The organism is Paenibacillus sp. GXUN7292 (genome assembly GCF_050864975.1).
Lineage (GTDB): Bacteria > Bacillota > Bacilli > Paenibacillales > Paenibacillaceae > Pristimantibacillus.
The window spans coordinates 47,087-71,681 of the sequence record NZ_JBOZWO010000022.1 but is presented as its reverse complement, the minus strand read 5'-3'; the positions used below and the strand labels follow the sequence as shown (position 1 = coordinate 71,681).

General features: G+C 45.6%; 19 protein-coding genes and 2 pseudogenes. 14 read left to right on the top strand and 7 right to left on the bottom strand.

Annotated elements, in window-relative coordinates:
• The first annotated feature begins 2 nt into the window (after positions 1–2).
• Positions 3–1,664 carry a response regulator transcription factor gene (locus ACRRU2_RS17850; RefSeq protein ID WP_432503698.1) on the top strand — a complete coding sequence of 554 codons (1,662 nt, stop codon included), beginning with the start codon at positions 3–5 and terminating at the stop codon, positions 1,662–1,664.
• Between the two features lie 411 nt (positions 1,665–2,075).
• On the opposite strand, the gene ACRRU2_RS17845 is transcribed toward ACRRU2_RS17850, so the two are convergent.
• Positions 2,076–2,807 carry a ZIP family metal transporter gene (locus ACRRU2_RS17845; RefSeq protein WP_432503696.1) on the bottom strand — a complete coding sequence of 244 codons (732 nt, stop codon included), beginning with the start codon at positions 2,805–2,807 and terminating at the stop codon, positions 2,076–2,078.
• 261 nt (positions 2,808–3,068) lie between these two features.
• Here ACRRU2_RS17845 and ACRRU2_RS17840 point away from each other — a divergent pair, with 261 nt between their 5' ends.
• Genes ACRRU2_RS17840 through mntR form a run of 5 tightly spaced genes read left to right on the top strand, consistent with a single transcriptional unit; the run spans position 3,069 to position 6,963 of the window.
• A complete protein-coding gene (locus ACRRU2_RS17840; RefSeq protein ID WP_432503743.1) occupies positions 3,069–3,986 on the top strand; it encodes a metal ABC transporter solute-binding protein, Zn/Mn family in 918 nt (305 codons plus the stop codon).
• Between the two features lie 11 nt (positions 3,987–3,997).
• Complete coding sequence (locus ACRRU2_RS17835; RefSeq protein WP_432503694.1) at positions 3,998–4,735, top strand: metal ABC transporter ATP-binding protein; 738 nt, start codon at positions 3,998–4,000, stop codon at positions 4,733–4,735.
• Positions 4,732–5,646 (top strand): metal ABC transporter permease, encoded by a 915-nt coding sequence (locus ACRRU2_RS17830; RefSeq protein ID WP_331702543.1) that lies wholly within the window; start codon positions 4,732–4,734, stop codon positions 5,644–5,646. The genes ACRRU2_RS17835 and ACRRU2_RS17830 overlap by 4 nt, the downstream gene beginning before the upstream one ends.
• Before the next feature lie 4 nt (positions 5,647–5,650).
• A complete protein-coding gene (locus tag ACRRU2_RS17825) occupies positions 5,651–6,526 on the top strand; it encodes a metal ABC transporter permease (protein ID WP_432503691.1) in 876 nt (291 codons plus the stop codon).
• Between the two features lie 20 nt (positions 6,527–6,546).
• Complete coding sequence (gene mntR, locus ACRRU2_RS17820) at positions 6,547–6,963, top strand: transcriptional regulator MntR (protein ID WP_432503689.1); 417 nt, start codon at positions 6,547–6,549, stop codon at positions 6,961–6,963.
• 26 nt (positions 6,964–6,989) lie between these two features.
• Here the strand turns inward: mntR and ACRRU2_RS17815 are convergent.
• Positions 6,990–7,136: pseudogene (locus tag ACRRU2_RS17815) on the bottom strand (transposase); the annotation flags it as partial.
• Positions 7,137–8,059: 923 nt separating this feature from the next.
• On the opposite strand from ACRRU2_RS17815, the gene ACRRU2_RS17810 reads away from it, so the two are divergent.
• Positions 8,060–9,370, top strand: coding sequence for an MFS transporter (locus ACRRU2_RS17810; RefSeq protein ID WP_432503687.1), 1,311 nt, complete (start codon positions 8,060–8,062; stop codon positions 9,368–9,370).
• Between the two features lie 60 nt (positions 9,371–9,430).
• Here ACRRU2_RS17810 and ACRRU2_RS17805 read toward each other — a convergent pair whose 3' ends face one another.
• Positions 9,431–10,699 (bottom strand): FAD-dependent oxidoreductase, encoded by a 1,269-nt coding sequence (locus ACRRU2_RS17805; RefSeq protein WP_432503685.1) that lies wholly within the window; start codon positions 10,697–10,699, stop codon positions 9,431–9,433.
• 242 nt (positions 10,700–10,941) lie between these two features.
• Here ACRRU2_RS17805 and ACRRU2_RS17800 point away from each other — a divergent pair, with 242 nt between their 5' ends.
• From ACRRU2_RS17800 to ACRRU2_RS17780, 5 genes and pseudogenes are all read left to right on the top strand, one after another.
• Entirely contained in the window at positions 10,942–11,136 is a 195-nt protein-coding gene (locus ACRRU2_RS17800; RefSeq protein WP_331697316.1) for a helix-turn-helix transcriptional regulator, read from the top strand.
• A 22-nt stretch (positions 11,137–11,158) separates the two neighbouring features.
• Positions 11,159–11,626, top strand: a complete 468-nt coding sequence (locus ACRRU2_RS17795; protein ID WP_432503683.1) for a hypothetical protein — start codon at positions 11,159–11,161, stop codon at positions 11,624–11,626.
• A 39-nt stretch (positions 11,627–11,665) separates the two neighbouring features.
• Positions 11,666–12,703, top strand: coding sequence for a LacI family DNA-binding transcriptional regulator (locus tag ACRRU2_RS17790; protein WP_432503681.1), 1,038 nt, complete (start codon positions 11,666–11,668; stop codon positions 12,701–12,703).
• Between the two features lie 422 nt (positions 12,704–13,125).
• The gene (locus ACRRU2_RS17785) at positions 13,126–14,229 is read left to right on the top strand and encodes a glycoside hydrolase family 88/105 protein (RefSeq protein WP_432503679.1); all 1,104 of its coding nucleotides are present in this window, start codon (positions 13,126–13,128) and stop codon (positions 14,227–14,229) included.
• Positions 14,230–14,663: 434 nt separating this feature from the next.
• Positions 14,664–14,792, top strand: a pseudogene (locus ACRRU2_RS17780) (S-layer homology domain-containing protein); the annotation flags it as partial.
• An 88-nt stretch (positions 14,793–14,880) separates the two neighbouring features.
• Here ACRRU2_RS17780 and ACRRU2_RS17775 read toward each other — a convergent pair.
• The 4 genes from ACRRU2_RS17775 to ACRRU2_RS17760 are packed head-to-tail and all read right to left on the bottom strand — an operon-like array spanning position 14,881 to position 19,043.
• Positions 14,881–15,867 carry a sensor domain-containing diguanylate cyclase gene (locus ACRRU2_RS17775; protein WP_432503677.1) on the bottom strand — a complete coding sequence of 329 codons (987 nt, stop codon included), beginning with the start codon at positions 15,865–15,867 and terminating at the stop codon, positions 14,881–14,883.
• 16 nt (positions 15,868–15,883) lie between these two features.
• Positions 15,884–16,693 (bottom strand): alpha/beta fold hydrolase, encoded by an 810-nt coding sequence (locus tag ACRRU2_RS17770; RefSeq protein WP_432503675.1) that lies wholly within the window; start codon positions 16,691–16,693, stop codon positions 15,884–15,886.
• A 42-nt stretch (positions 16,694–16,735) separates the two neighbouring features.
• A complete protein-coding gene (locus ACRRU2_RS17765; protein WP_432503673.1) occupies positions 16,736–18,343 on the bottom strand; it encodes a hypothetical protein in 1,608 nt (535 codons plus the stop codon).
• Positions 18,327–19,043: an ABC transporter ATP-binding protein gene (locus ACRRU2_RS17760; RefSeq protein WP_432503671.1), complete on the bottom strand. Its 717-nt coding sequence runs from the start codon at positions 19,041–19,043 to the stop codon at positions 18,327–18,329. The genes ACRRU2_RS17765 and ACRRU2_RS17760 overlap by 17 nt, the downstream gene beginning before the upstream one ends.
• Positions 19,044–19,224: 181 nt before the next feature.
• On the opposite strand from ACRRU2_RS17760, the gene ACRRU2_RS17755 reads away from it, so the two are divergent.
• Together ACRRU2_RS17755 and ACRRU2_RS17750 are read left to right on the top strand one after the other, a co-directional pair.
• Positions 19,225–21,948 (top strand): hypothetical protein, encoded by a 2,724-nt coding sequence (locus tag ACRRU2_RS17755; RefSeq protein ID WP_432503669.1) that lies wholly within the window; start codon positions 19,225–19,227, stop codon positions 21,946–21,948.
• 650 nt (positions 21,949–22,598) lie between these two features.
• Positions 22,599–24,527 (top strand): UbiD family decarboxylase, encoded by a 1,929-nt coding sequence (locus ACRRU2_RS17750; RefSeq protein ID WP_432503667.1) that lies wholly within the window; start codon positions 22,599–22,601, stop codon positions 24,525–24,527.
• Positions 24,528–24,595 lie beyond the last annotated feature (68 nt).

Here is a 24,595-nt window from a genome sequence, read left to right as displayed (position 1 = left end):
GCATGTATAGATTGCTAATCGTTGATGACGAGGAATTGATCGTTCAAGGCTTGGCACAGCTCATAGAAAGTGCAAACGATTTGGAATTGGAAATTCAGCTCGCTTATTCTGCTTTCGAAGCTTTAGATATATTTAACCGCATGAAAATTGACATTGTGCTTAGCGATATCCGTATGCCCGGCATGTCAGGGCTTGCTTTGCAGCAGGAGATCAATCGTTTGTGGCCGCACGCTTTCGTTATATTTTTGACCGGGCATGATGATTTCAATTATTTGCATACAGCCAGCCGCAACAATAGCTTTAACTATATTTTGAAAACAGAGGATGACAATATTATCGTCGACACCATCCGCAATGCTGTTCAAATGCTTGAAAATAAGTTTGAGCGGGAGCGGTTGGTTTTGCAGGCTAATGCTTATATGAACGAAGCGCTGCCTATGCTTCAAAAGGAATGGTTGACTGATTTGCTAAGCGGTGAAGAGAAGGATGCTGACAGACTGGCTAGGCGCATGGCTGAGCTGAAAATACCGCTCAATGCTGCGCAGCCTGTACTGCTTATGCTGGGCAGAGTAGAGGATCGGGAGCTGAAGTCACAGGATGAGACGATGCTCGGCTTCTCGCTTCACACGGTAGTAAATGAGCTGCTTAGTCCTTCTCTTCAGCTGTTTTCTTGTATGTATGAACGCGGCAATTTGATTTGGCTTATTCAGCCCAGGCTTGACTCGGGGAAACCCGACCGCAATTCCGATATGGACAGCTCTTGGAAGCATGCTGCGATACTTATTAGCCAGTCCTTAGAGGAAATTCAAGCGGCTTGCAAAAAGCATCTAGGCTTGAAGGTGTCACTGCTGGCTGGAACAACGCCAGTACATTTCCATGATTGCAGTCCGTCATTCGGCAGGCTTAAACGGATTTTCAATTTTGAGTATGGCTTGCATAAAGAGGTGCTATTGCTGGAAAGCCAGTTATCGCTCAGTACGGAGCGTGAAAGTGAAAGTGATAGTGATGCTTCATTCCAATCACTGATCGGGAGGATTCACAGGCTGGAAACCTATCTTGAAACTTCGCAGCGCGAGCCCTTTTTTTTACTTTTTTCTGAGCTCGTTCTACGTGCAGAAGAGCATGCGAACGATCATATCAAGCTGCAAATGTATTATGCCGTCGTTCCGATTTTTTTTACATTTTTGAATAAACCACTGGATAAGAGCAGCACCGAGCTCGATATTGACTTAGGAAAGCTTACGCAGCTTTCAGCTCACAACACTTGGGAAGAGGCAATGGATTATTTGGCAAAAGTAGCGGAATCGATATTCGATTACAGTCAATCAAATGTGGCGGAGCTTGAGCTCAAGGTAATCGCAACTATTAAACGTTATATCGAGGAAAACCTGGCTGGCGATCTGTCGCTTACCCGGATTGGAGAAGTTGTCGGATTTAATCCTTCTTATTTGTCCCGTTTGTACAAGCAGTTGACAGGCGAAGGGCTGTTTGAGTATATAACTGAAGTCCGATTGAATAAAGCAAAACAATTGCTCAAAAATCCGCTGCTCAAGGTGCATGAAATATCGATGGAGCTTGGTTTTGAATCGGCGGCGTATTTTACAAAGTTCTTCAAGCGTGCGACGAACTTAACACCTTCAGAATACAGAGAATTGCCTCAATAAAATGATAGATTAGCTCAAGGCGCCGTGTTGTTTGGCGCCTTGGGCTTTTTTAAGAAAGCTTGGAAAGAAGAATGGACCAGTAGGGGAGAGGCTGCCATTTGTTTAGAATTGTAACGGAACTGAGAGGCTCTATTTAGCAATAAAAAGGTGTTTTAAAACTGTAACGGAACTGTGGAGCGCTATAGGTGATCTTTTCCCCGTCTAGGTAGTGTTTTTGAGTAAATAAGGTCTCTCAGTTCCTTTAGATTTTAGAATAGGCTGGTTTCCATACAATAGCGTGTCTCAGTTCCGTTAGCGTTTTCAAAGGCCTGAGTAAATACAGTTAGTTAAGAAAGCATTAGCAAGCTCCTAAACAAGCAAGAAAAACGTCTCCCCTGCTCATCAAGGCGGACACTGCTTCAGCTCAAGTACTTATCGAAACCACTCTACTAAACCGATCATACATACAATCCCGACTATGAATGAAAATGTAGCTGCGCGCTCATAGCCATGCCCATGGGTTTCAGGGATCAGTTCCTTATAAACGATGAAAAGAATTGCGCCTGCAGCGAAAGCTAGACCAAACGGAACGAGGTTAAGCGATAGGCCGGACAAATGATAGCCAAGAACGCCTGCAGCAATTTCAATGGCTCCTGTAAGAAAAGCGACGGCAATCGCAGTAAAACGATTTACTTTTTGATGGACTAGAAAGAGCGCAATCAGAAATCCTTCGGGTATATTTTGAAAGCCTATCGAAAGAGCAATCAGAAATCCGAGCTTGTCCGCCTCACTGGCAAAGCCGGCACCGACAGAAAGTCCTTCCGGAATATTATGAATAGCCATCGCAGTTATAAGCATGATGGATTGTGCAGGGATAATGATATCTGTTTGACTATGCTTCAAATCCACATGCGGAATAAGCTTCTCCACAATACCTAGAGCGATCGCGCCTATGATGACACCACAGCTAAAGTTGAACAAATTGGTCAATTTAAGAGAAGCAGGGATCAACCCGTGCGTCGAGGCAGCAACCATGACTCCCCCTGTAAAGGCAAGAAGTATATCCATCCAAAAATGTGATATGCGGCGAAAAAATAAAATCGGAATTGCGCCTATACCCGTTGCAAGCGAGCTAATTAGTAACCCTGACAAATAGCCCTCCATCCTTCATCCTCCAGTAAATTTCATTGATTGTATTGCACTTATTTTCCTATCTATATGTACAAGCCAGCTAATAAAGTAGTAAAAAAATACAAAAAAGCTGTTGACAAAATGGTGGTTACACTATAAATTGTACATTAACAAAAAAGTTTCCCTAAGGCAAAACAATAACATATATATAAAATAGTTGCACAAAGGAAACATTGAAAACAGGAGGTAGAAGTGGTGGAGAAAAAGAAGCGATATTCAAGTAAAAGCAAGTACATGTTATTACTTGTTTTGGTGGTGGCAATGGTTATTTCGGCCTGCACATCAGACAAGGGGAACAATGGGAAGTCGCAGCAGGGAGATAAAATAAATGTTGTTACGACAATTGCTCAAATTGCTGAGCCATTGTCTATTATAGGCGGAGATAAGGTTGAGGTTACCAGCTTGATGGGTCCTGGTGTGGATCCGCATTTGTACAATGCAACGCAAGGCGATATAAAAAAGCTGGAGAGCAGCGATGCGGTTTTTTACAGCGGTTTGCATTTGGAAGCGAATATGACCAAGGTGTTTGAGGAAATAGGAAAGAGCAAGCCTGTGCTTGGCATAGGAGACTCTATCGCTGCTGATCAATTGCTGAAGGATGAAGGCGGAGCGATCGATCCGCACATATGGTTCGACATTGATCTGTGGCAGCAGGCCCTAGAAAATGCTACAAGTAAGCTAAAACAAATGTCAGCGGAAAATGCGGATTATTTCGAAGCGAATAAAGAAAAGTATTTTGAAGAACTGCAAAAGCTGAAAAATGAGTCTAAAGAAAAGCTTTCGCAAATTCCAAAAGATAAAAGAATTTTAGTAACAGCGCATGACGCTTTTGGTTATTTTGGGCGATTGCAGGATGTGGAAGTCGTTGGACTTCAAGGACTTAGTACAGAAGATGAGATCGGCTTGACCGACATAGAAGATACAATAAAAATAATTTTAGATCACAAAGTGCCGGCAGTATTTATTGAGAGCAGTATTAATCCAGCCTCTATTAACGCAGTTATTGAGGGAGCTAAAAAGCAAGGTCTCGATATCAAGCTGGGAGGAGAGCTTTTCTCGGATGCGATGGGTGAGGAAGGAACACCGGAAGGAACCTATATTGGCATGTACCGCCATAATGTCGAAACAATTTACAAAGCATTGAGTGAATAGGGGGGATTTAAATGTTTCCAGTTATAAGTGTTAGAGACGTATCGGCCTCATACCGGAAAAATAAAGTGCTTAACAGTGTAGGTTTTGACATCCAGCCGGGTACGCTGACTAGTATTGTCGGTCCGAACGGAGCGGGGAAATCTACCTTGCTGAAAACATTGCTCGATTTGCATCCAAAATTGTCTGGCACGATAAAATTTTTTGGTTCTACTTATACAAAAGAAAAATCGCGTATTGGTTATGTGCCGCAGCGCGGTTCGGTTGATTGGGATTTTCCGACCAATGCGCTGGATGTTGTTATGATGGGGTTATACGGCCAGATCGGCTGGCTCAGATGGCCTCAGCGCAAGCACCGCGAAATGGCGATGCATGCACTCTCTGAGATGGGAATGGCTGATTATGCGGAACGGCAGATTAGCCAGCTCTCAGGCGGACAGCAGCAGCGTGTTTTCCTGGCACGGGCGCTGGTTCAGGATGCTGAGCTTTACTTTTTGGATGAGCCGTTGGCAGGCGTAGATGCGGCCACTGAACGAGCGATTATGGATACTTTGAAAACGTTGAAAAGCAAGGGCAGAACGGTAATGGTTGTTCATCATGATCTTCAAACCGTGGAAGATTATTTTGATCATGTGCTGCTCTTGAATCGCACAGTCGTTGCGCATGGCACGACAAAAGAAACGTTTACCAAGGATAATATTCTTCGCACCTATGGCGGCACGCTGCGCTGGATGGGAGAGAAGCTGGGATGACTGGATTTTTGTCGCACAATGCCCAGTGGGTTCTTTTAAGTACACTAGTGCTCGGAATGGCTGCAGGAACGATAGGCTGTCTGGCCTATTGGAAGCGGCAAAGCCTGATGAGCGATGCGTTGTCTCATGCTGCCTTGCCTGGCGTCATTATTGGTTTTATGCTGGCCGGCACAAAAAGCTTGCCAATCATGATAAGCGGAGCTGCGGTAAGCGCGTTGATCGGAGCATGGTTAATCCAATGGATTCGTACGTCTACCAGAGTCAAAGAAGATGCTGCTATGGGAATCATTTTATCTGTTTTTTTTGGTTCTGGCATTATGCTGTTAACGTTCGTCAATCGAATGTCCGGCGGCAGTCAAAGCGGTCTGGATAGCTTCATATTTGGGCAAGCGGCATCAATGGTATATAAAGATGTAGTAATGATGACGGTCCTTGCTTTAATTGTATTATTTATTGCCATTGTGGCATTTAAAGAGTGGAAGCTATATTTGTTTGATCCTCAGTATGCCAAAGGCTTGGGGCTCTCAAACCGCTGGATGAACAGTATTTATGTGCTGGTTATGGTGCTTGTTATCGTTATTGGCATTCAAGCAGTTGGAGTTATACTGATGGCGGCCTTAATGATTATTCCAGCCGTCAGTGCGCGCTACTGGACGCATTCGTTTAAATGGATGCTTATATTGTCAGCATTGTTTGGCGGCGGTTCGGGTATGTTTGGAACCTTAATTAGTACAATGGGCAAAGGATGGCCGACAGGTCCATTTATTGTAATTGCAGCCGCTGCTCTATTTTTAGTGTCACTTACTTTTGGGGCAAGCAAAGGGCTCCTGGTTATTTTTCTGCAGCAGCGCGGCCAAAGAAAAGTGCTATTACGGTCTCAAACCGAACAGAAAATGCTGGGGAGGGGATGACAGTATGAGCTATGCAGGATGGATTTTATTGACGGCATCTCTTGTGGGACTGTCCTCAGGCCTCATCGGCGTGTTATTGATTTTGCGCAGAATGGCAATGATGGCTGATGCAATCAGCCACTCGGTATTGCTTGGCATTGTAGTAGCTTACCTCGTTACAAGGGAGTTGAGCGGAGTCCATATGCTGATAGGCGCCATTGCAGCAGGCTTGCTGACCGCAATTTTGGTGCAGTGGTTTCATGCGCGAGGTGTTCAGCAAGAAGCTTCAATAGGTATCGTTTTTACAACTTTATTTGCAATAGGCGTCGTGCTTATCGCTACTAAAGTCGGAAATGCCCATCTTGATATCCGGCATACCTTGATGGGAGAAATAACGTTTATCCCATGGGAAAAAATCGAGCTGCCTTGGATCGGATCAATTCCTGAAGCCGTATTTATTTTGGCCATTGTGCTTTTCGTTGTATTAGTTGCAATAATAGGTTTTTATAAAGAATGGAAAATCACTTCCTTTGACCCGGCTTTAGCGGCCAGCCTTGGCATTCCTGTCGTTTTCATGCATTACATTTTTATGTCGCTAGTTTCTGTAACGAGCGTGGCAGCGTTCGATGCTGTCGGGGCAATACTGGTAGTTGCCATGTTGATTACACCAGCTTCTGCGGCCTATTTATGGACTGATCGCTTGCTTGTTATGTTTGCACTGAGCGCTTTTTTCGGAGTGCTGTCAGCTGTAATGGGATATTATATCGCAGCATGGCTTGATACTTCGATCTCAGGCTCAATGGCGTTTTCGACAGGTGTCGTGTTTGCGGTAAGTTTTATATGCTCTCCACGGCATGGAGTTATTGCAAAATATGTTCGTCCGGCCAAAGCATTATCATAATCTGAGAAAGGCGGGAGGACATGCGAACGCCAGGGATGGAGGACTATCTTGAGCAAATTTATCAATTAGTTCGGGAAAATGGCCATACAAGAATTTCAGATGTAGCAGCTGCCTTGTCTGTAAATAATTCCTCTGTTTCAAAAATGGCACAAAGATTAGTCGACGAGGGCTATGTAACATTTGAGAAATATGGGCGCCGTATTGCTTTAACGGTAAGCGGGCTTCATGCTGGAGAAAAATTGTTGCGGCGGCATCAATTATTGGAAGCTTTTTTGCGGCAGCTCGGCGTCCCAGAGAAACAGATTGAAGCAGAGGTCGAGGAAATGGAGCATCATATTAGCTGGGAGACGCTTGAGCGAATAGAGCATTTGGTTATGGTTATTAATGAGCAGTCTACGCTAAAAACAGCATTGAGAGATCGTCAGCAACAAATATAGAATAGTAGTAAGGGTGTTCCTGTTGCCTACGGCGAGCGGGAACACCCTGTTACGTTTTGTGGGTGCATAGCCAGCCAGCTCGGCCGTTGGTACGGCTCAAACACTTGAGTCTGAAATTTGCCATTACGGTCTTGAGGTACATGAAGCTCGTCAATAAAACCATACTTCGTGTGAAGGGGGCGGTGAAGGGGTCGTAGATAGTAACTATTACATTGCGGCTGTTGGGCTTCTCTTGATCGCGATTAACCATGAAAGCTTCGATCTCGGCCTTTATAAGACTGTCTAGAATGTCTTGTATAAATATTAAGTGACAAGATTTTCAAATAGATTTGATAGCATGTGTTCGTGTTGATGAAATATCATACAGAAGCGGTCGGCGCTACCTCAAAACGGTTAAATGTATATGAATTTTCATACACATTAGGCTGAAATGCTCTGGAAAACACGATTGTATATGAAAAATCATACACAATCGGTCGGCGCCACCTCAAAACGGCTAAATGTATATGAAATTTCATACACATTAGGCTGAAATGCTCTGGAAAACACGATTGTATATGAAAAATCATACACATTTCGCTAAAATATCCCAAAATACACAAATGTATATGAAAAATCATACATAATCGGTCGGCGCCACCTCAAAACGGCTAAATGTATATGAAATTTCATACACATTAGGCTGAAATGCTCTGGAAAACACGATTGTATATGAAAAATCATACACATTACACTAAAATGTCCCGAAAAACACATATGTGTATGAATTATCATACAGAACTGCTCGCAGCCAGCCCAAAACTATTTTTAGTTGGACATTTCGCGATATAAAGGTTTTTCAACAGTATGAGTTTTTCCCTTTAGAATTGGCTGTAAAGCTTTTTGAATATGATCTTAAATAAAAAAACAAGCTGTATAGCTGTCCTGAAGTAGAGTAAGATAAAGGTAGAAGCAGGGGAACAGAACAAAAGTGTTAAGGCAGGTGGGGATGACGCGTCTCGTAAATTAAAAAATTGATACCGCTGATAGATTTAGCATACGGCGATTGAATACACGGTTGAGCAAGTATAGAGTTACAAAGGAGTATAAAAATACGATGGCACAAAGCAACGTTAAGATAAACTCAAAAAACGTCAAATATAATATACAGGACTATATTGAATCTGTTGATAAACAAAACAAGCTGTACAGAAAAACATTAATTATCATCATTATTTCACAAATATTCGGCGGAGCAGGCTTATCGGCAGGTGTAACTGTCGGCGCATTGCTGGCTCAGGATATGATCGGATCGGACAGTTTGGCAGGCTTGCCCACTGCATTATTTACGCTAGGCTCTGCGGCAGCAGCCTTTATTGTAGGAAGACTTTCGCAGCGGCTTGGAAGGCGAGTGGGTCTCACAGCCGGTTTCTTTGCCGGTGGTGTAGGAGCAATAGGCGTAATTATAGCAGCTATACTCGATCAATTGCCATTGTTATTTATATCCCTCTTTATCTATGGAGCTGGAACAGCTACGAACCTGCAGGCGCGTTATGCGGGGACGGATCTCGCAGGGCCGACGCAGCGAGCCAAGGCGATCAGTATGGCTATGGTTTTCACCACCTTCGGCGCAGTGGCAGGTCCTAATCTGATTGATGTCATGAGCAAATTCGCGGAATCGATTGGTGTGCCGCCATTAGCTGGCCCTTTCATGCTGGCTAGCGCCGCTTTTTTACTGGCGGGTACCGTATTGTTGATCATGCTTCGTCCTGATCCGTTTATTATTGCGAAAGGCATTGCTGAAGCGCAGCAAAATAGGCCGGGCCATGCAGGCCAAGGCCAAGCAGCCCCGCAGATCACAGCTGCCAATAAGCGCGGCATAGTTATAGGGGCAACGGTAATGGTTCTAACGCAAATCGTCATGGTTGCAATTATGACGATGACGCCAGTTCATATGAAAAGCCATGGGCATGGCTTGGGCGAGGTGGGGATAGTCATCGGCATTCATGTAGCAGCCATGTATTTGCCATCTCTAATTACTGGCGTTCTAGTTGATAAACTGGGGCGAACGACGATGTCTTATATGGCAGGGTTAACCTTGCTTGCAGCCGGACTGCTGTCAGCGCTAGCGCCCGCCGACTCTATGCTGCTGCTTACTTTGGCGCTGGCCCTGCTTGGTCTTGGCTGGAACTTCGGACTCATTAGCGGTACCGCGCAAATTGTTGATGCGACTACTCCAAGTACACGCGCCAAAACACAAGGCTCAGTCGATGTGCTTATCGCTATTGCCGGGGCATCGGGCGGCGCGATGTCCGGCGCGATCGTCGCTCATTCCAGCTATACGACACTGTCTCTTCTGGGCGGCATACTCTCACTGCTGCTCATTCCGATTATTGTATGGGAACGGAGCAAACGGCAGCCACGATAAATAAGACTAGGGAAGGTACCACCGGCTTTTTTTGCTGGGGTACCTTTATTTGCGCTTTTACTAGCTTACAGGCTTGCGTCTAAATTCCACGCCTTGCTGCTGCAGATTGTCATGCAAAGCCGCTATGGAAATATCGGCTAACGGCTGCTGCTCATCGATTGCGATGGAAGCCGCTACGCCTGCCGCCTGACCGAGCGCATAGCAGGTAGCCTGTACGCGCATGGAGGACATGGCCACATGAGTTGCTGAGATGCATCGTCCTGCGACAAGCAAGCCTTCAATTTGCTTCGGAAGCATGCAGCGGTATGGAATGTCATACAGCCCAAGCCTGCGCTCATCTGTCGTTTTACCGCCATCGGGACTATGAATATCGATTTCATAGTCGCTTTGAGCAATAACATCATCGAATACAGCGCTGTTTATCAAGTCATTTTCAGTTAAGGTATAGCTTCCCTCGATCTGATTCGTTTCACGAACGCCCGTCTGACCCGGAATATGCGAAATAATATAGTTGGCGTATCCGTTGCGCTGCAAGTAGTGAGCGACTGAAAACACCTGGCGCAGTGCTTCTTTTTCAGCGAAATTGATATCTTCCATCCTTGCCCCGTTGCCTTTAACGCGCGTCATATTGACAAGCAGGGTACGATCTTCTTTGACTTCCCAATAGAGCAGGCGCCCTTGCGGCAGGTCGGCTACAGATTCGTAATAGTAGCAGTCCTCCGGCAGGTAAGGTTTAACGGGCTGCCCAGTATCCTGCATCGTGAACATTAATGTCATTGGCTGCGTCATATGATCGCTGTCGCGGCCGGTACGTATAGGCACGCCTGCTGCGCGTGCGACGGCAGCATCGCCTGTGCAGTCTATGACTGCCTTGCCCATAAAGGCACGCAGTCCTTCTCGAGTATGAGCGACAATGCCGATGATGCGATTGCCCTCCATTAAGGAATCGACAAAGCTGACATGATAATAAACTTGCACGCCTTCCTTTTCCAGCTTCTGATTCAAATAATGTCTTACCTTGAAAGGAGAATATTGCGGCCATATGCCTTGCTGATGCGTGCTTGGCAGCGCCTCAGGCATTACCTCTGCAATCAGCTCGCGATATATGCCGGTAACATTGCCGACCCCCATAAAAACACTGACATTCGCAAGCGTGCCCATACCGCCAAGCTGCCCGGAATGCTCTATAAGTATAACCTTTTTCCCTCTTCGTACAGCTCCAATAGCAGCGGCTACTCCAGCAGGCCCGCCGCCAACGACGATAATATCAGCGCTGTCATGCACAGGCACATTGCGGCTCGTGCTTATCGATGCATGGTTTGTTGACAAGTGATCGCTTCCCTTCCATGAATTTGACCTCATTATAGGAAGAATAATGGATACATTATAGTGCCATTTTAGTTTCATATAAAAATTAAAGTAAATAAAAATAAGTACTACGCTGATAGAGAGGGCATTGCGTTTAAAAGTCTGTCAGGAATTTTTGCGAGCTAAAGCTCTGGTCTTGACAAGGTTGCTATATGTAAAGTAAGCTTTACGTAAAGTTAGCTTTACATTTTAGGGGTGAAAAATTGAAAAACAGAATACGGGATTTACGGGCACAGCATCAACTGACGCAGGAGCAGCTAGCAGAAACAGTTGGAGTGTCGAGACAATCGGTTATTGCCATTGAAACGGAGAAGTACAATCCATCCCTTGAATTAGCCTATAAAATCGCAAAAGCGTTTCAATTGACGATTGAAGAAGTGTTTATTTTTGAAAAATAAGCTTGCGGAGAGGAAGGATTAGATGGAGTATGTAGGACTATACGGCGGCATGGTGCTTGGTTTTTTAGGATGGTTTTTGGGAAGGCGCGCAGCAGGCAAGAAGCGCGGTCTGGATGAAGTGTATCATTTTATATGGAATAAAGCCCGGTCTATTTCCTGGTATTTTACTTTCGCTGCTATTTATGTGATGTTGATGCTTGCCTTATCGGGCGTTCAGCTTAATATTATTTTTGCGCTTGCTATTTTGCTGTTTATTCATATGGGGAGCTGGGCGATTACGGGTGCAATTTATTCTTTTAAAATGACGCAGAGCGATGCAAAGCAGTCAAGCATACTGGTTTCACTATTGATAGGTGTAGCAACTATTATTATTTTTTCATTTGTTTCAGCTGCTACGGGCAATTGGATGTTTACGGTAGTCAGCCTACCGCCAGTGATCATGATGACCGCCATTACATTTGTACAAAGCCGTAAATATAATAGGCCGTAATCCGCGTTTTCATCATTAGCAAGTAAGGAGGGGAATAAATTGCCGCGCAAAAAAACAGTTACCTTGCGTCATCTGGCAGATCAGCTTGGATTAACAGTACATACTGTGTCCAAAGCGCTTCGGGGCTTGCCTGGCATGGCTGAATCTACGCGGCGGGAAGTTTTGCTTGCTGCTAGAGAGCTCGGTTATGTAACGAAAGCACAGGAGGACGGCATGATGGCTGAGAGAATATATCCGATTGACGGAAAAAGAAGACGGTTTGTCTTGTTTGTCGGAGCGCAGCAGTCTTATTTTGCCTCCAGGTTTAATGGCTTGCAAGTAAGGATGCAGGAGCTTGGTCATAGTATTGCTTCCGTAGTACCGCCAAAGCATTTGAAGAATGAGAATGAGCTGATGGAGTGGATGGAGCGGGAAGGGCATCTGTATGCGGACGGCTTGTTTCTGGCTCCCGGCATACCTGAATGGATGGAGGCGTTTTTCATTCAGCTGCCGCTGTCCAAGGTGCTCATCAGTTACCCGCCAGAATCTGCCGAGGTTGACAGTGTCGTTTGGGATGTGCAGCATGCGGTGCATCTGGCGGTTGATAGGCTGCATGCCGACGGGCATAAGCGTATTCTTTATGTTGGCAATATTGAAAGCCAGCGGGGCTTTCGGCTAAGAAGGCTTGCCTTTTCAGCTGCGCTTGCACGTAATGGGATGGATATAGCTATGACTGGATTAATGGACGCCGGCTTTGGCAATCGCGAGGCATGGCTTAAGCAACTGGAAGCAGAGCTTCTGTCAAGCCAATATACGGCTGTTCTTGCCGTAATGCCAGAGGAATCCGAATGGATTATAGAGCTGACGCAAAAATTAGGCATAAGCATGCCGGATGAGCTTTCCCTCATTGGGATGGAGCATGATGAGCATGAGCGATATCCGCATTTGACGAGGCCGATCTTGCGAGTGCAGGAGGCCGGGGAACGAGCTGCTGAGCTGATGCTGCGGCGGGTAGCCAATCCGCATCTGCCATGTGAGCATATTCGGCTGCTGGGCCCTATGGTGCAGGGCAATACAGCTGGCGAGCCGCGGCGCTAACGAATCATAGGAAGGTGTCGATTAATTATGGGCAACGATTGGCAAGCAAAAAGAGAGGGAACGAAGAGAAAGATTGGGAAAGGAGAAGCGGCAGCGTCCGCCTTTGTAGGCCAATTTTATCCTTTACAGGGGGTTATTTCATCAAAAAAATTGGACCACAACAGTGGTCGGAATCCCAATCTTGATCGCAGTGGCCCCTTTTCTATTGCTTGTTGCCCTATCCACAATTAATCGACAGTCTCCACAGAAGTGCTATCTTCACTGCCAATCTTCGTAAAAATTAATCGCTCCTCTCCTAAGTTTCTCGTTCGCCTATGTTCGTTTGATAATGTACGAAAAAGTTTGTAATGGTATGTAAACGTTTTAATTTGTATGTTATAGTAAAGGAGATGAACAATAACAGTTAGGAGTGGGAATCAGTAATGGAAATTAATGATGCACTTACGCCGCTGCAATGGGCAGAGAAGGGCTGCCGGGTTCTCATGGCGACATTCGAGCCGGAACAGCTGCCGCCGGATCGTTTTCACTATCACCAGGGCGTGTTCCTGTCAGGCATGGAGCAATGCTGGAAGGCAACGGGCAATGATGATTATTATACCTATATCAAACGCTGGGTCGACAGCTTAATATTGCCGGATGGCAGTATTCGCAAATACAATTCCTACGAGCTGGATGATATTCAGCCAGGCGTGCTATTGTTCAATTTATATGAGCAGACAGGCGACGAGCGATATACGAAGGCGCTTCATACGCTTGTTCCGTTAATTAAGGATTGGAAGACGAATGCATCTGGGGGCTTCTGGCATAAGGAGAAATACCCGAACCAGATGTGGCTTGACGGTTTATATATGGCTGGGCCGATCGCGGTACAGTATGGTCATACTTTTAATAAAAGCGAGTACTTTGACTTGATGGCATTCCAGGCTATTTTAATGGAAAAGCATACAAAGGATCCTGTCACAGGTTTGCTCTATCATGGCTGGGATGAATCGAAGGAAGCGGTATGGGCGGATAAGAAAACGGGGCTTGCGCCGGAATTTTGGGGGCGAGCAGTAGGCTGGTACCCGGTAGCGCTGCTGGAGATGTTTGACTATTTGCCTAATGACCACAAGGATAAGCCGAAGCTGGTTGCTATTTTGCAGGATTTGCTTAAAGCGCTGCCTAAATTCCAGGATGAAAAGAGCGGCTTATGGTATCAGGTTTTGGACAAGGGCGATCTTCCTGACAACTGGCTGGAAAACTCCTGCACCTCGTTGTTTGTATACGCTATTGCCAAGGCAGTAAGAATGGGTTATTTGGACCCATCCTATATGAAGTATGCTTGGAAAGGCTATCAAGGCGTAATTGATACGCTTAAGCTTGATGAGAATGGGCATGTCATTATCGGAAATATTTGTATCGGTACAGGTATTGGCGATTACGCGCACTATATTGCCCGTCCAACAAGCGAGAACGATCTGCATGGCGCAGGCGGCTTTATTCTAATGTGCGTAGAGATGAGCAAGGCCGAGCCTCATCACAATTAATCATCTGTAATCTGCTATACAAGATGCCAGGCCGTAACATGAAGTATGCATACGGTGCAACAGGGATGATGATGGCGTAGTTCTGTATGTTTGGCGTACGATAAGGCTGATGTGCTCTTAATGGTTCCTAATGATGCGGACAATGATGACCGTTAGCGCTCATTTTTCGCCAATCTCTACTTTCTAACGGACAGAAATATCCGTTAGCGGGAAAAAAGCTAGAGAATTCGACGGAATTTTCTTCTAATGGTCATAAGTGTCCGCATATGCAACAAAAAGACTGCTTTTTGGTTCTAACGGTCATTGATGACCGCACCGCAAATAGCGACGCATCGTTTGAAAAGTAACGCCTGCGAGTACATTAAGTCATTGTCAGGTACCAAGAAGCCGCACCTTTCAAGGATGAGTCGAACGTGTCATAATGGGCGCAGGATGCTTTGCAGCTTGCTGCAAGACATGGCATTGTCAACGGCTATGCTGACGGGAACTTCCGCCCGCAGCAGCATGCGACTCGAGCCGAGGTTGTTGCGTTGTTTGCTCAAGCTTTGCTTCCCTTGCTTTAGGAGGACACTCGTTCCGTTAATTGCCCCGGAAAAGAAACGGCGTCTTCAGTCGAAGACGCCGTTTCTGCTTGCAACGCATAAATAATGCCTATTGTTTACAGTCTGCTTCGTCCGCATGTGTAACCCGGTTTCTGCCATTGCTTTTTGAGGCATAGAGCGCCTGATCGGCTTTTTCCAGCAGGCTTTCCTTCGTATCGTCCTGCACAGCGGTAGCTGCTCCAATGCTGACTGTAATTTTGTATCCGCCAAATTGAGCCATATCAGCCGCTATACGATATTGCTCTGCGATTCGGACCGCCTCATCCGCGGTGGCACCCGGCAGCATAATGACAAATTCCTCACCGCCAAAGCGTGCGGCAAGATCCTGCTCACGTGACGTTTCTTGCAGCAATTGGGCCAAGCCGGCAAGCACAAGATCGCCTGTTGGATGCCCATACGTATCGTTGATTTTTTTAAAGTAATCGATGTCGATAATGAGCAGTGAAAGCGGTGTGCCTTCCTGTTGAAACTCGGCAAACGCTGCCAGCAGCTTCACCCTGAAGTAGCGGCGGTTTTTTAGTCCCGTTAAAGCATCGGTATTTGCAAATGATTCAAGCTCGCTGTTGATTTGAATCAGCTCCTGCTGCTTGCGTTCATATTCTGCATGCAGCAGCTCAAGCTGTTTATTCGCCTCGTTCGTCGCCGTATACAGCTCTTCCAATTTTAGTTTGCTTTGCATAACATCCTTTTCATGCTCGATTCGTTTGCGTATGGCGACAGCTACGCAATCAATGCAGCTGATGCCATCGCGCTCCTGACGAATGCCGTTGAGTAGAACCGGAATATCCTGCTTGTCCTTTGAGCGCAGCGAAAAGTACATTTCGTCCACTTGTCCATAGAGCTCGATATGCAGTGTGAAATACGTATGAAAAAACAGTTTGTTCGTAACAGACAAAATCGTTTCAATATGCTTGTTCAGCAGTTCATCGCGCTCAAAGTTCAGCATTTGAAGTAAGGTATAATTAACAGCTTGTATAATTCCTTTGTTAGAAAGCGAAAAGTATCCACATGGTGCTGTATCTAGTTGGGTATCCATTTGACGTTCCTCCAGCTTATCCGCATTTGGCTAAGTATTGTGAAATAAGCGCAATCGTTTCCTGCGGATGGCTCAGCTGCGGGTAATGCCCCTTGGCTTCCATCTGGGCAAGCGAGCTGTGCTTCAGCTGCTTATGCAAATAGTTGCCGACCTCAACCGGCGCGATGCTGTCATCCGAGCATTGCAATATAAGCGTCGGCACGGTAGCCAACGGCAGGCTGGCACGGCAATCCGACATGAAGGTTACCTCAGCAAACTGCCTTGCAATATGCGGGTCTCTTGAACAGAATGTGCGCTCCAGCTCTTCTGCCAGCTCTTTGCGGTCTGCATTCTGCATTACGATTGGAGCCAAATAGCTGGCCCAGCCGATAAAATTCATCTGCATCATCGTTAGCAGCTCTTCAATATCACTCTTGTCAAAGCCGCCGAAATAATCAGGCAGATCGTTCATGTAGCGCGGAGAAGGTCCAAGCATAATAAGCTGCTTAAACAGCTCCGGCTTTCGAATGGAAGCAAGCAGGCCAATCATGCCGCTTACGGAATGGCCGACGAATATAACCTGATTAAGCTGCATAGCTTCCAACACTTCAATGACATCGGTCGCATAGCCTTGCAAATCATTATATTTGACAGGATCATACTGATCAAGCTGAGAGCGGCCTGAACCGACATAATCAAATAAAACAACCTGATATTGCTTGGAAAAATGAGGGACGATATATCGCCACATATTTTGGTCACAGCCAAAGCCATGTGCAAAAACAATCGCTTGATCACCTGATCCACAGGTTTGTACATAATTGCGCTGCAAAATATCAATAGACATATGTAACGCTCCTTTAATAGTAATTGTCATTTGCTGCAGCTGCTATTTTAAAGTGAACGTATGATGTCCACGCTTTCGCACAAGGAAATGCGCGATGATCGTATAAGCAATTGCCAGCAGTGCGATAAAAATAGCAAATCCCAGTGGTTCGGGGCGCATAACGATGGCAATAGCGCTCAAAGCCGATACAAAGCTGGTAATAAAATAGTAGAACGGATTTTTAATATTAAGCTCGGTCGTATAAGGCTGGAATATATAATATAAAAATAGATGATGAACCGAGAAAAACAGCGCTAACGCCAATACGCTCAGCCATAAATAAGCAATATCCTCATTCCAAAGATTAGTGCCGGCAAGCATAAGAGCAATAGTCAGTACTAGGCCAAGCAAAACGGAAATAACCGTATTTTGAACTAATATTTTATAAAAGCGAATACGGAAATGGCGATATGCCGCATGGCGGTAAAATCCGTATCGGAGCAAGTTGATGTCACAATGATAGAACATAGCTTTGCAAAGCTTTTCTCCAATTGTTAGGAAATACATCACCATAAATAAGAAGGGCAATATGATCCGAGTCTCTATATTTATATCGGCAAGCTGCTGTTGAAACAGCAGTAATCCGGCAATGATGATTACGCCAGCTATCGCTATGATGGCGAGCCGCTTGTAATAAGGGCTTGTCACGATGCTGTGATGTCTCGCGAAAAATAGCGCATTTAAGTAGTCAAACCCTTCTTTGCGCTCCAGCTGCTCGCTATGGGCGGGCTGTTTGGCATAGTCGCTTTCCTTTGTCTTTACACTAGTTTGCTGCGCTTCCGTTATCATTCGCCCTAGATTAAGCAAAGGGTCATCGCGTCTTGTTGCAGCATCGGTAATCGCTCTGTAGTCTCGGTATCGTCGCAACTGAAAAGCTGCCGCAAGGCCCATGAGACCTATCAAAATAACGGCAAGTGGATGAAGCAACAGATTGCTTGTAGTAGGCACATAATGCAGGTAAAGGGGCAGGAAAGCAGCGATATAACCTAATCCAATTACGAGCCAGACGATGGCTTGCTGTTTAATAAGTATAATATTCGTTTTTTCATAAAGTTTAAGATGCAAGTATTCCACTGCAATTCTCCACAGTGTGACGGATAAGCAAAGCAGTAGGATTTGTATGAATGAGCCTTTCAGTAAAAGCCCGAACAACAGCAGGACAGGCAGCAGGTATACAAAAAAAGCAATATAACGCAGAGTTAATGACGAACGCATATAGGAATTGGGATGAATTCTAAACAGCTTGATAGCCACATATTTCTCGCGCTTTGGCTCTAGTATAACTGCGCTGCTCGTGCCGGAAACAATAAAACTGATAACAAAGAAAATATGAACGAAATACTGCCACAGCACGTCCTTAGGCAAGCCTTCCCCAAGCCATACGGCAGGAAGATAGACGATTAGACCGATATAGAGCAGGCGCAGCAAGACGTTCCAAATTATTCTTATAATAGAAACTACAATAGTTAGCGCCTGCTTCGCCGATAGATTGGCATAGAGCTCATCCGTAACGAGTCTTTTAATGAAAGGAAGCTTTTGCAAATAGTATATAAATATATTAATAGCAGTTGAGGTTTTGATGGACTGCAGTGTTCTAAAGCTGTTCAGCATGGCTATCATCCTTCAATAATTGTATGACTTTCTGTTCAAAATCAGCGCTATGCAGCAGCTCCGCAGGAACAGAGGACAGCTCCCCTTTATGAAGCACGACCAGCTCATCGCAAAGATCGGATGCCAGTTGCAATATATGTGTAGAAAAAATAAGAATATGGTTCGTTTTCATTTCACGCAGCAGCTTTTTCATCTCCAGCGCAACGATAACGTCAAAGGAAGTAAGCGGCTCATCCAGTAAAATGACAGGCGGCTTTGTAATTAGGAAAAGCAGCATTTGCAGCTTGTTTTTCATGCCGTGGGAGTACCCTTTGATCAGCTTATGCCGATCCTCAACCGACATGCTCATTAGCTCGAAGTACTCATCAACAGATTTATCGATGTGCAGCTTGTCCTTATTAATATCGATAAAAAATTTCACAAACTCATAGCCTGTCAAAAACTCCGGCAATATCGGAAGCGAGTAAACGTAGCCGACATCCTCGCCTTGAAGCGGCTTGTCTCCGGATTCTGTACGGATGAGTGCTTGTCCGCCGTCCATGGCCATTTCTCCGCTCAGGCAGTTGAACAGCGTTGTTTTACCAGCGCCGTTGCGGCCTAGCAATCCGTATATTTTTCCCTTTTCAAAAGTAAACTCCGCACCTTGCAGTACTTTTTTGGAATCAAATTGCTTAGTTATTTGCTGCAGTTTCAGTTGCATAACGTAACCCTCCAATTGCTGGCAAGCTTCTTATTTATATATGATACGTCAGATACTCAAAAAGGTCACACATTAGCAGGATGGAGAAGGAGCGCAATTCGTAAAGAAAAAAACATTTAGGAAACATATTGCAAAATTGTTCGTCTATGTAAGTAGTATTATTAGAAGGAGAGTCGGAGGCATGAAACCTTTCGCGGCGATTTCTATTATTTCATTAATTATCGTAGGCTTACTCATTATGCCAGGCTTGCAGCGAGAACGAACAGGAGGCAGCAAGGTTGATGAGACGCTTAGTATTGGCGTGCTTGCTTCGAGCGAACCTTCGACGAAACCTTTAACAGAACATATGACAGCACCAATAAACGGACAAACCTCTGCGAACAGCCTTCCAGAGCTGTTTGACGAATTGGTGGTTCAGCTTGCTTCGGCAGATGGAGGGTTCCAGCTGAAGTTGTATGGGGGGGATTATCCGTTTCGAACAGTGAGTACGACGGATTACGTTGTGCATGGGGTTGCCCGCTATAAATCTGAGGAAAGCGAAAATGGACAAGGCGGGGACCGCTTAGACGCCGTAGTTGTTAAGCCGGATACTCAAGAAGTAAAAGTATTTCCTCTGTATGAGCTTAAGACTCAGCATCATAGTAACAGCTCTTTATTTGAATTTATCGATGAGCGGACGATAATTTTTGTTGAACCTGCCTTTGAGCAGGACGTCTTTGTTTATGATTTGGCCTCGCTCAATATTGAAACCGGTGCTGTCTCGGTTATTTCTCCTCGTATATGGGAGATTAGCAAGCATGATAATATACATGCTGAAGACTTTTGGCTAAGCGCTCATGTGGAAAAAGCATCAGGCAATTACCCTGAAAAACTGCTGCTTTCTACTTTTAAAGGGCAGGTACTGCTTATTGATCTGGCCAGTGGCCAGGTAAAGTCTAGCAGCGAGGCTGCTTACCCTGCTTATGGCGACCCTGGCAGCAAGCCGCCGCGCGAGCTGGTTTTTCCATCGCCAGATTTGCAAAGCCTGGTCTATCAGCATGTCGATGAGAACCAAATTATGATTAGCAACCAGTTTGAACTGCGACATACAGCCGGAAATCAATTGATTGCATCGTTTGAAATGGATGAGCAGCTTATATTGAGGAGTCCGGGGATCGAATGGGATAACACAAGCGAAATGTTTATTTTGGAATACGCCAAGGATTTTATCGGAGAGACATTTGATAATGGGCATTATGTCTTCGCAGAAGGGATTCGTTTTTTTGATAAAAAAGGGAATGTGCTAAGAGATTTGGTTATACCTGAAAATTCTGGCCAGCGCTTGAACGCATTTGGCTGGCAGGAAGATGGCAGGCTGTGGGTCGAATACTTCAAACCTGAGGGATCCGAGGAGACGGTATGGCGGAAAGGTGATATTTCATACAAACTGTATGATGTTCAGTCGGGTAAACTAACTAGCTTCAATAAAACGAGTGATATGGATAAGCTGACAGACCCTGTCGTTGTTAAAAGGGATATAAGCTATGGAGCAGCGCCGTTTTTGATGGTTGATTACAAAAATAAACTTGTGTGGGTGCCGCCCTTGGGAGCGCATGCGAAATATGGAGATGATTATTTGTATATTCAGCTTATGGCTGAGGAAGCTGCCCATATTCAGCGTTGGGATGCTAAAAGCCGTTCATGGTCATGGATGACATCAGAAACTGAAAACTACAACAATGATCCTTATTATTTCACAGCTACGCATCTTTTTAAGGACCAATGGCTGATCTCCCCCCATTTTAAAAGTAAAAGTATCGATTATATATTCATGAGCAGCGAGGTTAAACGCAATGCTGACGGATTGCCTGTGCTTCCTACGGCGTTTGCAGACGAGCGGACAGGCGATGAGTGGTGGAGCAATGACAGTTATAGTAGTTCCCGCAGCGTCAAGCATAGCCGGGGAACTGTCCGCGCAATAGGAAAGTCCCGTTATGGATCCATACAGCTGCAGGCTCAGCCGGGTGAACTGATGATGCGCAATGGCGCACAACATAATTACTATGGATCTTATCAGGTAGAAATGACCGATCGCGCCGGTCAAAAAACACTTTTGGAGCCTCTTTCTGATTTCGGCTTGCGGCAAGAGGAGACCGTCTCTAACATGATCAGCTATGCGTTTGACGGATATGATGTGCTGCTGCTTCAACCGGACAGTTATCGTTTCAGCAAAGGGCTCGATGGCAATGTGAAAAGGGTTTTAGCATATGCGATTACGAAAGAGGGGACGGCATTCCCGTTGATGTTTCAATATGCGGCGGGCGCTGGGATGGAACGTAATCAATCAATTACAATAAATGACCAAGCAGCTATTCAGGCGGCAGACGGTCAGCTTATTGTTCAATCGATGCTCGGCGATGGGCGTTATGAGCTTACTTTGAAAGCTGACTTGGACAATCAGACATTGACGGTGGCCGATATAACGGATCGGACGGCTGAATACAAGGAGCTGCAGCATATTGCGGATCGCTATGCCAAATTTTTAGAGCAGGCTTTGGGGCTTGAGGATATCGCTTTGCCGGATGGAAGAATGGATGAGGAGCAGCTGCGAGATTTATTTACCGATAAGGCGTGGAATAATGCCGGCTTTCAATATTTGAAGCGCGATTTTGCCAAAAGCAAAAAGGAAGGAATGCCATCGAGAGCCTTCGCTTGGCAGCCGATCGATGCGAAGTGGGCGGGACCTGACGAAATAAAAGTAACCTATACATTGAATCTTTGGTATGCGATTGGACTCGCTGCGCACTTGGAGGCGCGGATGAAGCTTGTTGACGGCGTGTGGAAGTTTTGGGATTTTGGCATATTGGAAACAGAAAAGAGCGAGGACATGCCTGCGTATGATGGACTTAAAATTGTGCCGAAGTGAGCTCGAAAGCTAGCCGGTCAGACGTTCCGCTATTACGCCTAAAATCACAGTTTTGAGGCAGCAAAGTGACAGATGAGATGTTCCGTTATTGAGCAATAAATCACCGAAAATGACCATTTAGAGCTGAATAGCGGAATGTGTGACCGCGAAAATGTAAAAATGGCGAGTTTGATGCAAATAGCGGAATGTCTGACCGCGAAATTGTGCACGAAAAATTTTAACGAATGTAAGGAGGAACGAAGAGCAAGATTGGGAATGGAGAAGTGGCAGCGTCCGCCTTTGTAGGCCAATTTTATCCTTTACAGGGGTTATTTCATCAAAAAAATCGGACTACAACAGCGGTCGGAATCCCAAACTTGATCGTAGTAACATCCCTTTCGATTGCTTGCTAAGACTGCTGATCTTCGTTACAATTTTAATCCATCTAAATTTGGTGAAATCGAGCTTCTCAATCGAGCTCGATTTTATTCTTACAAGCCGGATATGACCTTCCTTTCCTATATAGGAAATGGTATAATTAAACAGAACGTATATTCGTGAAAAGCAAGCAGCAATTTAAAAACTAATCGCAACCATTCCTTCCATTTTCTTGACTACAAATTAGAAGAAGCAGGCAATGGTGCTTATTAATAGAGGATCGGAGATTTGGTATGAAATATGCTAGCCTGGAAGAGTGCGTCCTTGATCTGGAGAAGCATGGCCACTTGATTCGAATAAAGGAAGAGGTTGATCCTTATCTGGAGATGGCCGCCATACAGCTAAAAGTATATGCAGCAGGCGGACCAGCGTTATTATTTGAAAAGGTAAAGGGCTCCAAGTATCAAGCTGTTTCTAATTTATTTGGCACGATGGAGCGCAGCAAGTTTATTTTTCGAGATACGATAGAGAAAACACAGGAGGTCATTGCACTTCGCAATGATCCAGCCAAAGCGCTTAAGAAGCCGTTTCGTTATATAGGTACAGGCCTCGCGGCAAGAAAGGCGCTGCCAATTAAAAAGAATAAGCTGCCTGCTCATTTTGAGGAGATTCAAATTTCTGATTTGCCGCTTATTAAAAGCTGGAAAAACGACGGAGGCGCCTTTGTTACTTTGCCGCAGGTTTATTCCGAGGATCCGGAGAAGCCGGGCATTATGAATGCCAATCTGGGCATGTATCGGATTCAGCTTGACGGCAATGAATATGAGCTCAATAAAGAGGTAGGCGTTCATTACCAAATACACCGCGGCATAGGAGTTCATCAGTCCAAGGCTAATAAGCTGGGCCAGCCGCTTAAGGTCAGCTGCTTTATAGGCGGCCCGCCTTCTCATACGCTATCAGCGGTCATGCCGCTGCCGGAAGGCATGAGTGAGCTAACGTTTGCGGGATTGCTGGCAGGGCGCCATTTCCGTTACAGCTATGTAGACGGCTATTGTATTAGCCATGATGCCGACTTCATCATTACCGGGGAAATATATCCCGGCGAGACGAAGCCGGAAGGTCCTTTCGGTGATCATCTTGGCTACTACAGTCTCGTTCATCCTTTTCCTGTTATGCGTGTTCATAAGGTATACGCAAGGCGCAATGCGATTTATCCGTTTACGGTAGTAGGCCGGCCGCCGCAAGAGGATACTTCCTTCGGCGAGCTGATTCATGAGCTGACCGGCGGTGCGGTCAACAAGGAAATACCTGGCGTTAAGGAAGTGCAGGCTGTTGATGCTGCCGGCGTTCACCCGCTGCTCCTTGCGATTGGCAGCGAGCGCTACACGCCATTTCAGCAGACGAAGCAGCCGGCCGAGCTGCTCACGATAGCGAATCGCATATTGGGTACGGGCCAGCTAAGCCTTGCCAAATATTTATTTATCGCTGCTGAGGATGCATACAGCAGTGAACAGAAAGCTGCTGCTCATAACAACCAAAAGCCAGCTTTAAGCACATATCGTGTTGAGGAGTTTTTCACATATATATTAGAAAGAATAGATTTGCAGCGCGACATTCATTTTCAGACGAACACAACAATCGATACGCTAGATTACACAGGCATGGGTCTTAATAAAGGAAGCAAAGTTATATTTGCTGCTGTAGGAGAGCCGGTCAGAGAGCTTTGCCGCCAGGTTCCGCGGCTGCTGGAGCAGCTTGTTGACCAGCAGCCTCTAGATTCAAACGATCCAGCTTTGGATAAATTGCGCAGCGCCGGCTTCTCGCAGCCAAGCTATGTCATGCCGGGCGTTATCGCAATAGAAGCACCTGCTTATACTAGCCGCTTCAAGGGCGAGGAAGATGTGCAATCGTTATGTGAGGCGATTAACGCAGCAGGCAAGCTGCCGGATTGCCCGCTCATCATCGTATGTGATGACAGCCGTTTTGTCAGTGAGTCGCTCAGCAATTTCTTATGGGCGACCTTTACGAGAAGCAATCCTTCCCACGATATTTACGGGGTGAACAGTACGATGGACTATAAGCATTGGGGCTGTGATAATGTAATTATTGATGCGCGCAGGAAGCCCCATCATGCGCCGCCGCTATTGCCGGATGAAGAGGTAGAAGAAAACATAAAGCGATTATTTGCGAGCGGCGGAAGTTTGGAAGGCATTTTGAAGTAGATTGAGCAAATAGCCCTGGCATTATTTCGTATGCCGGGGCTTACTATTTTGCCGTGGACAAGGCGCTC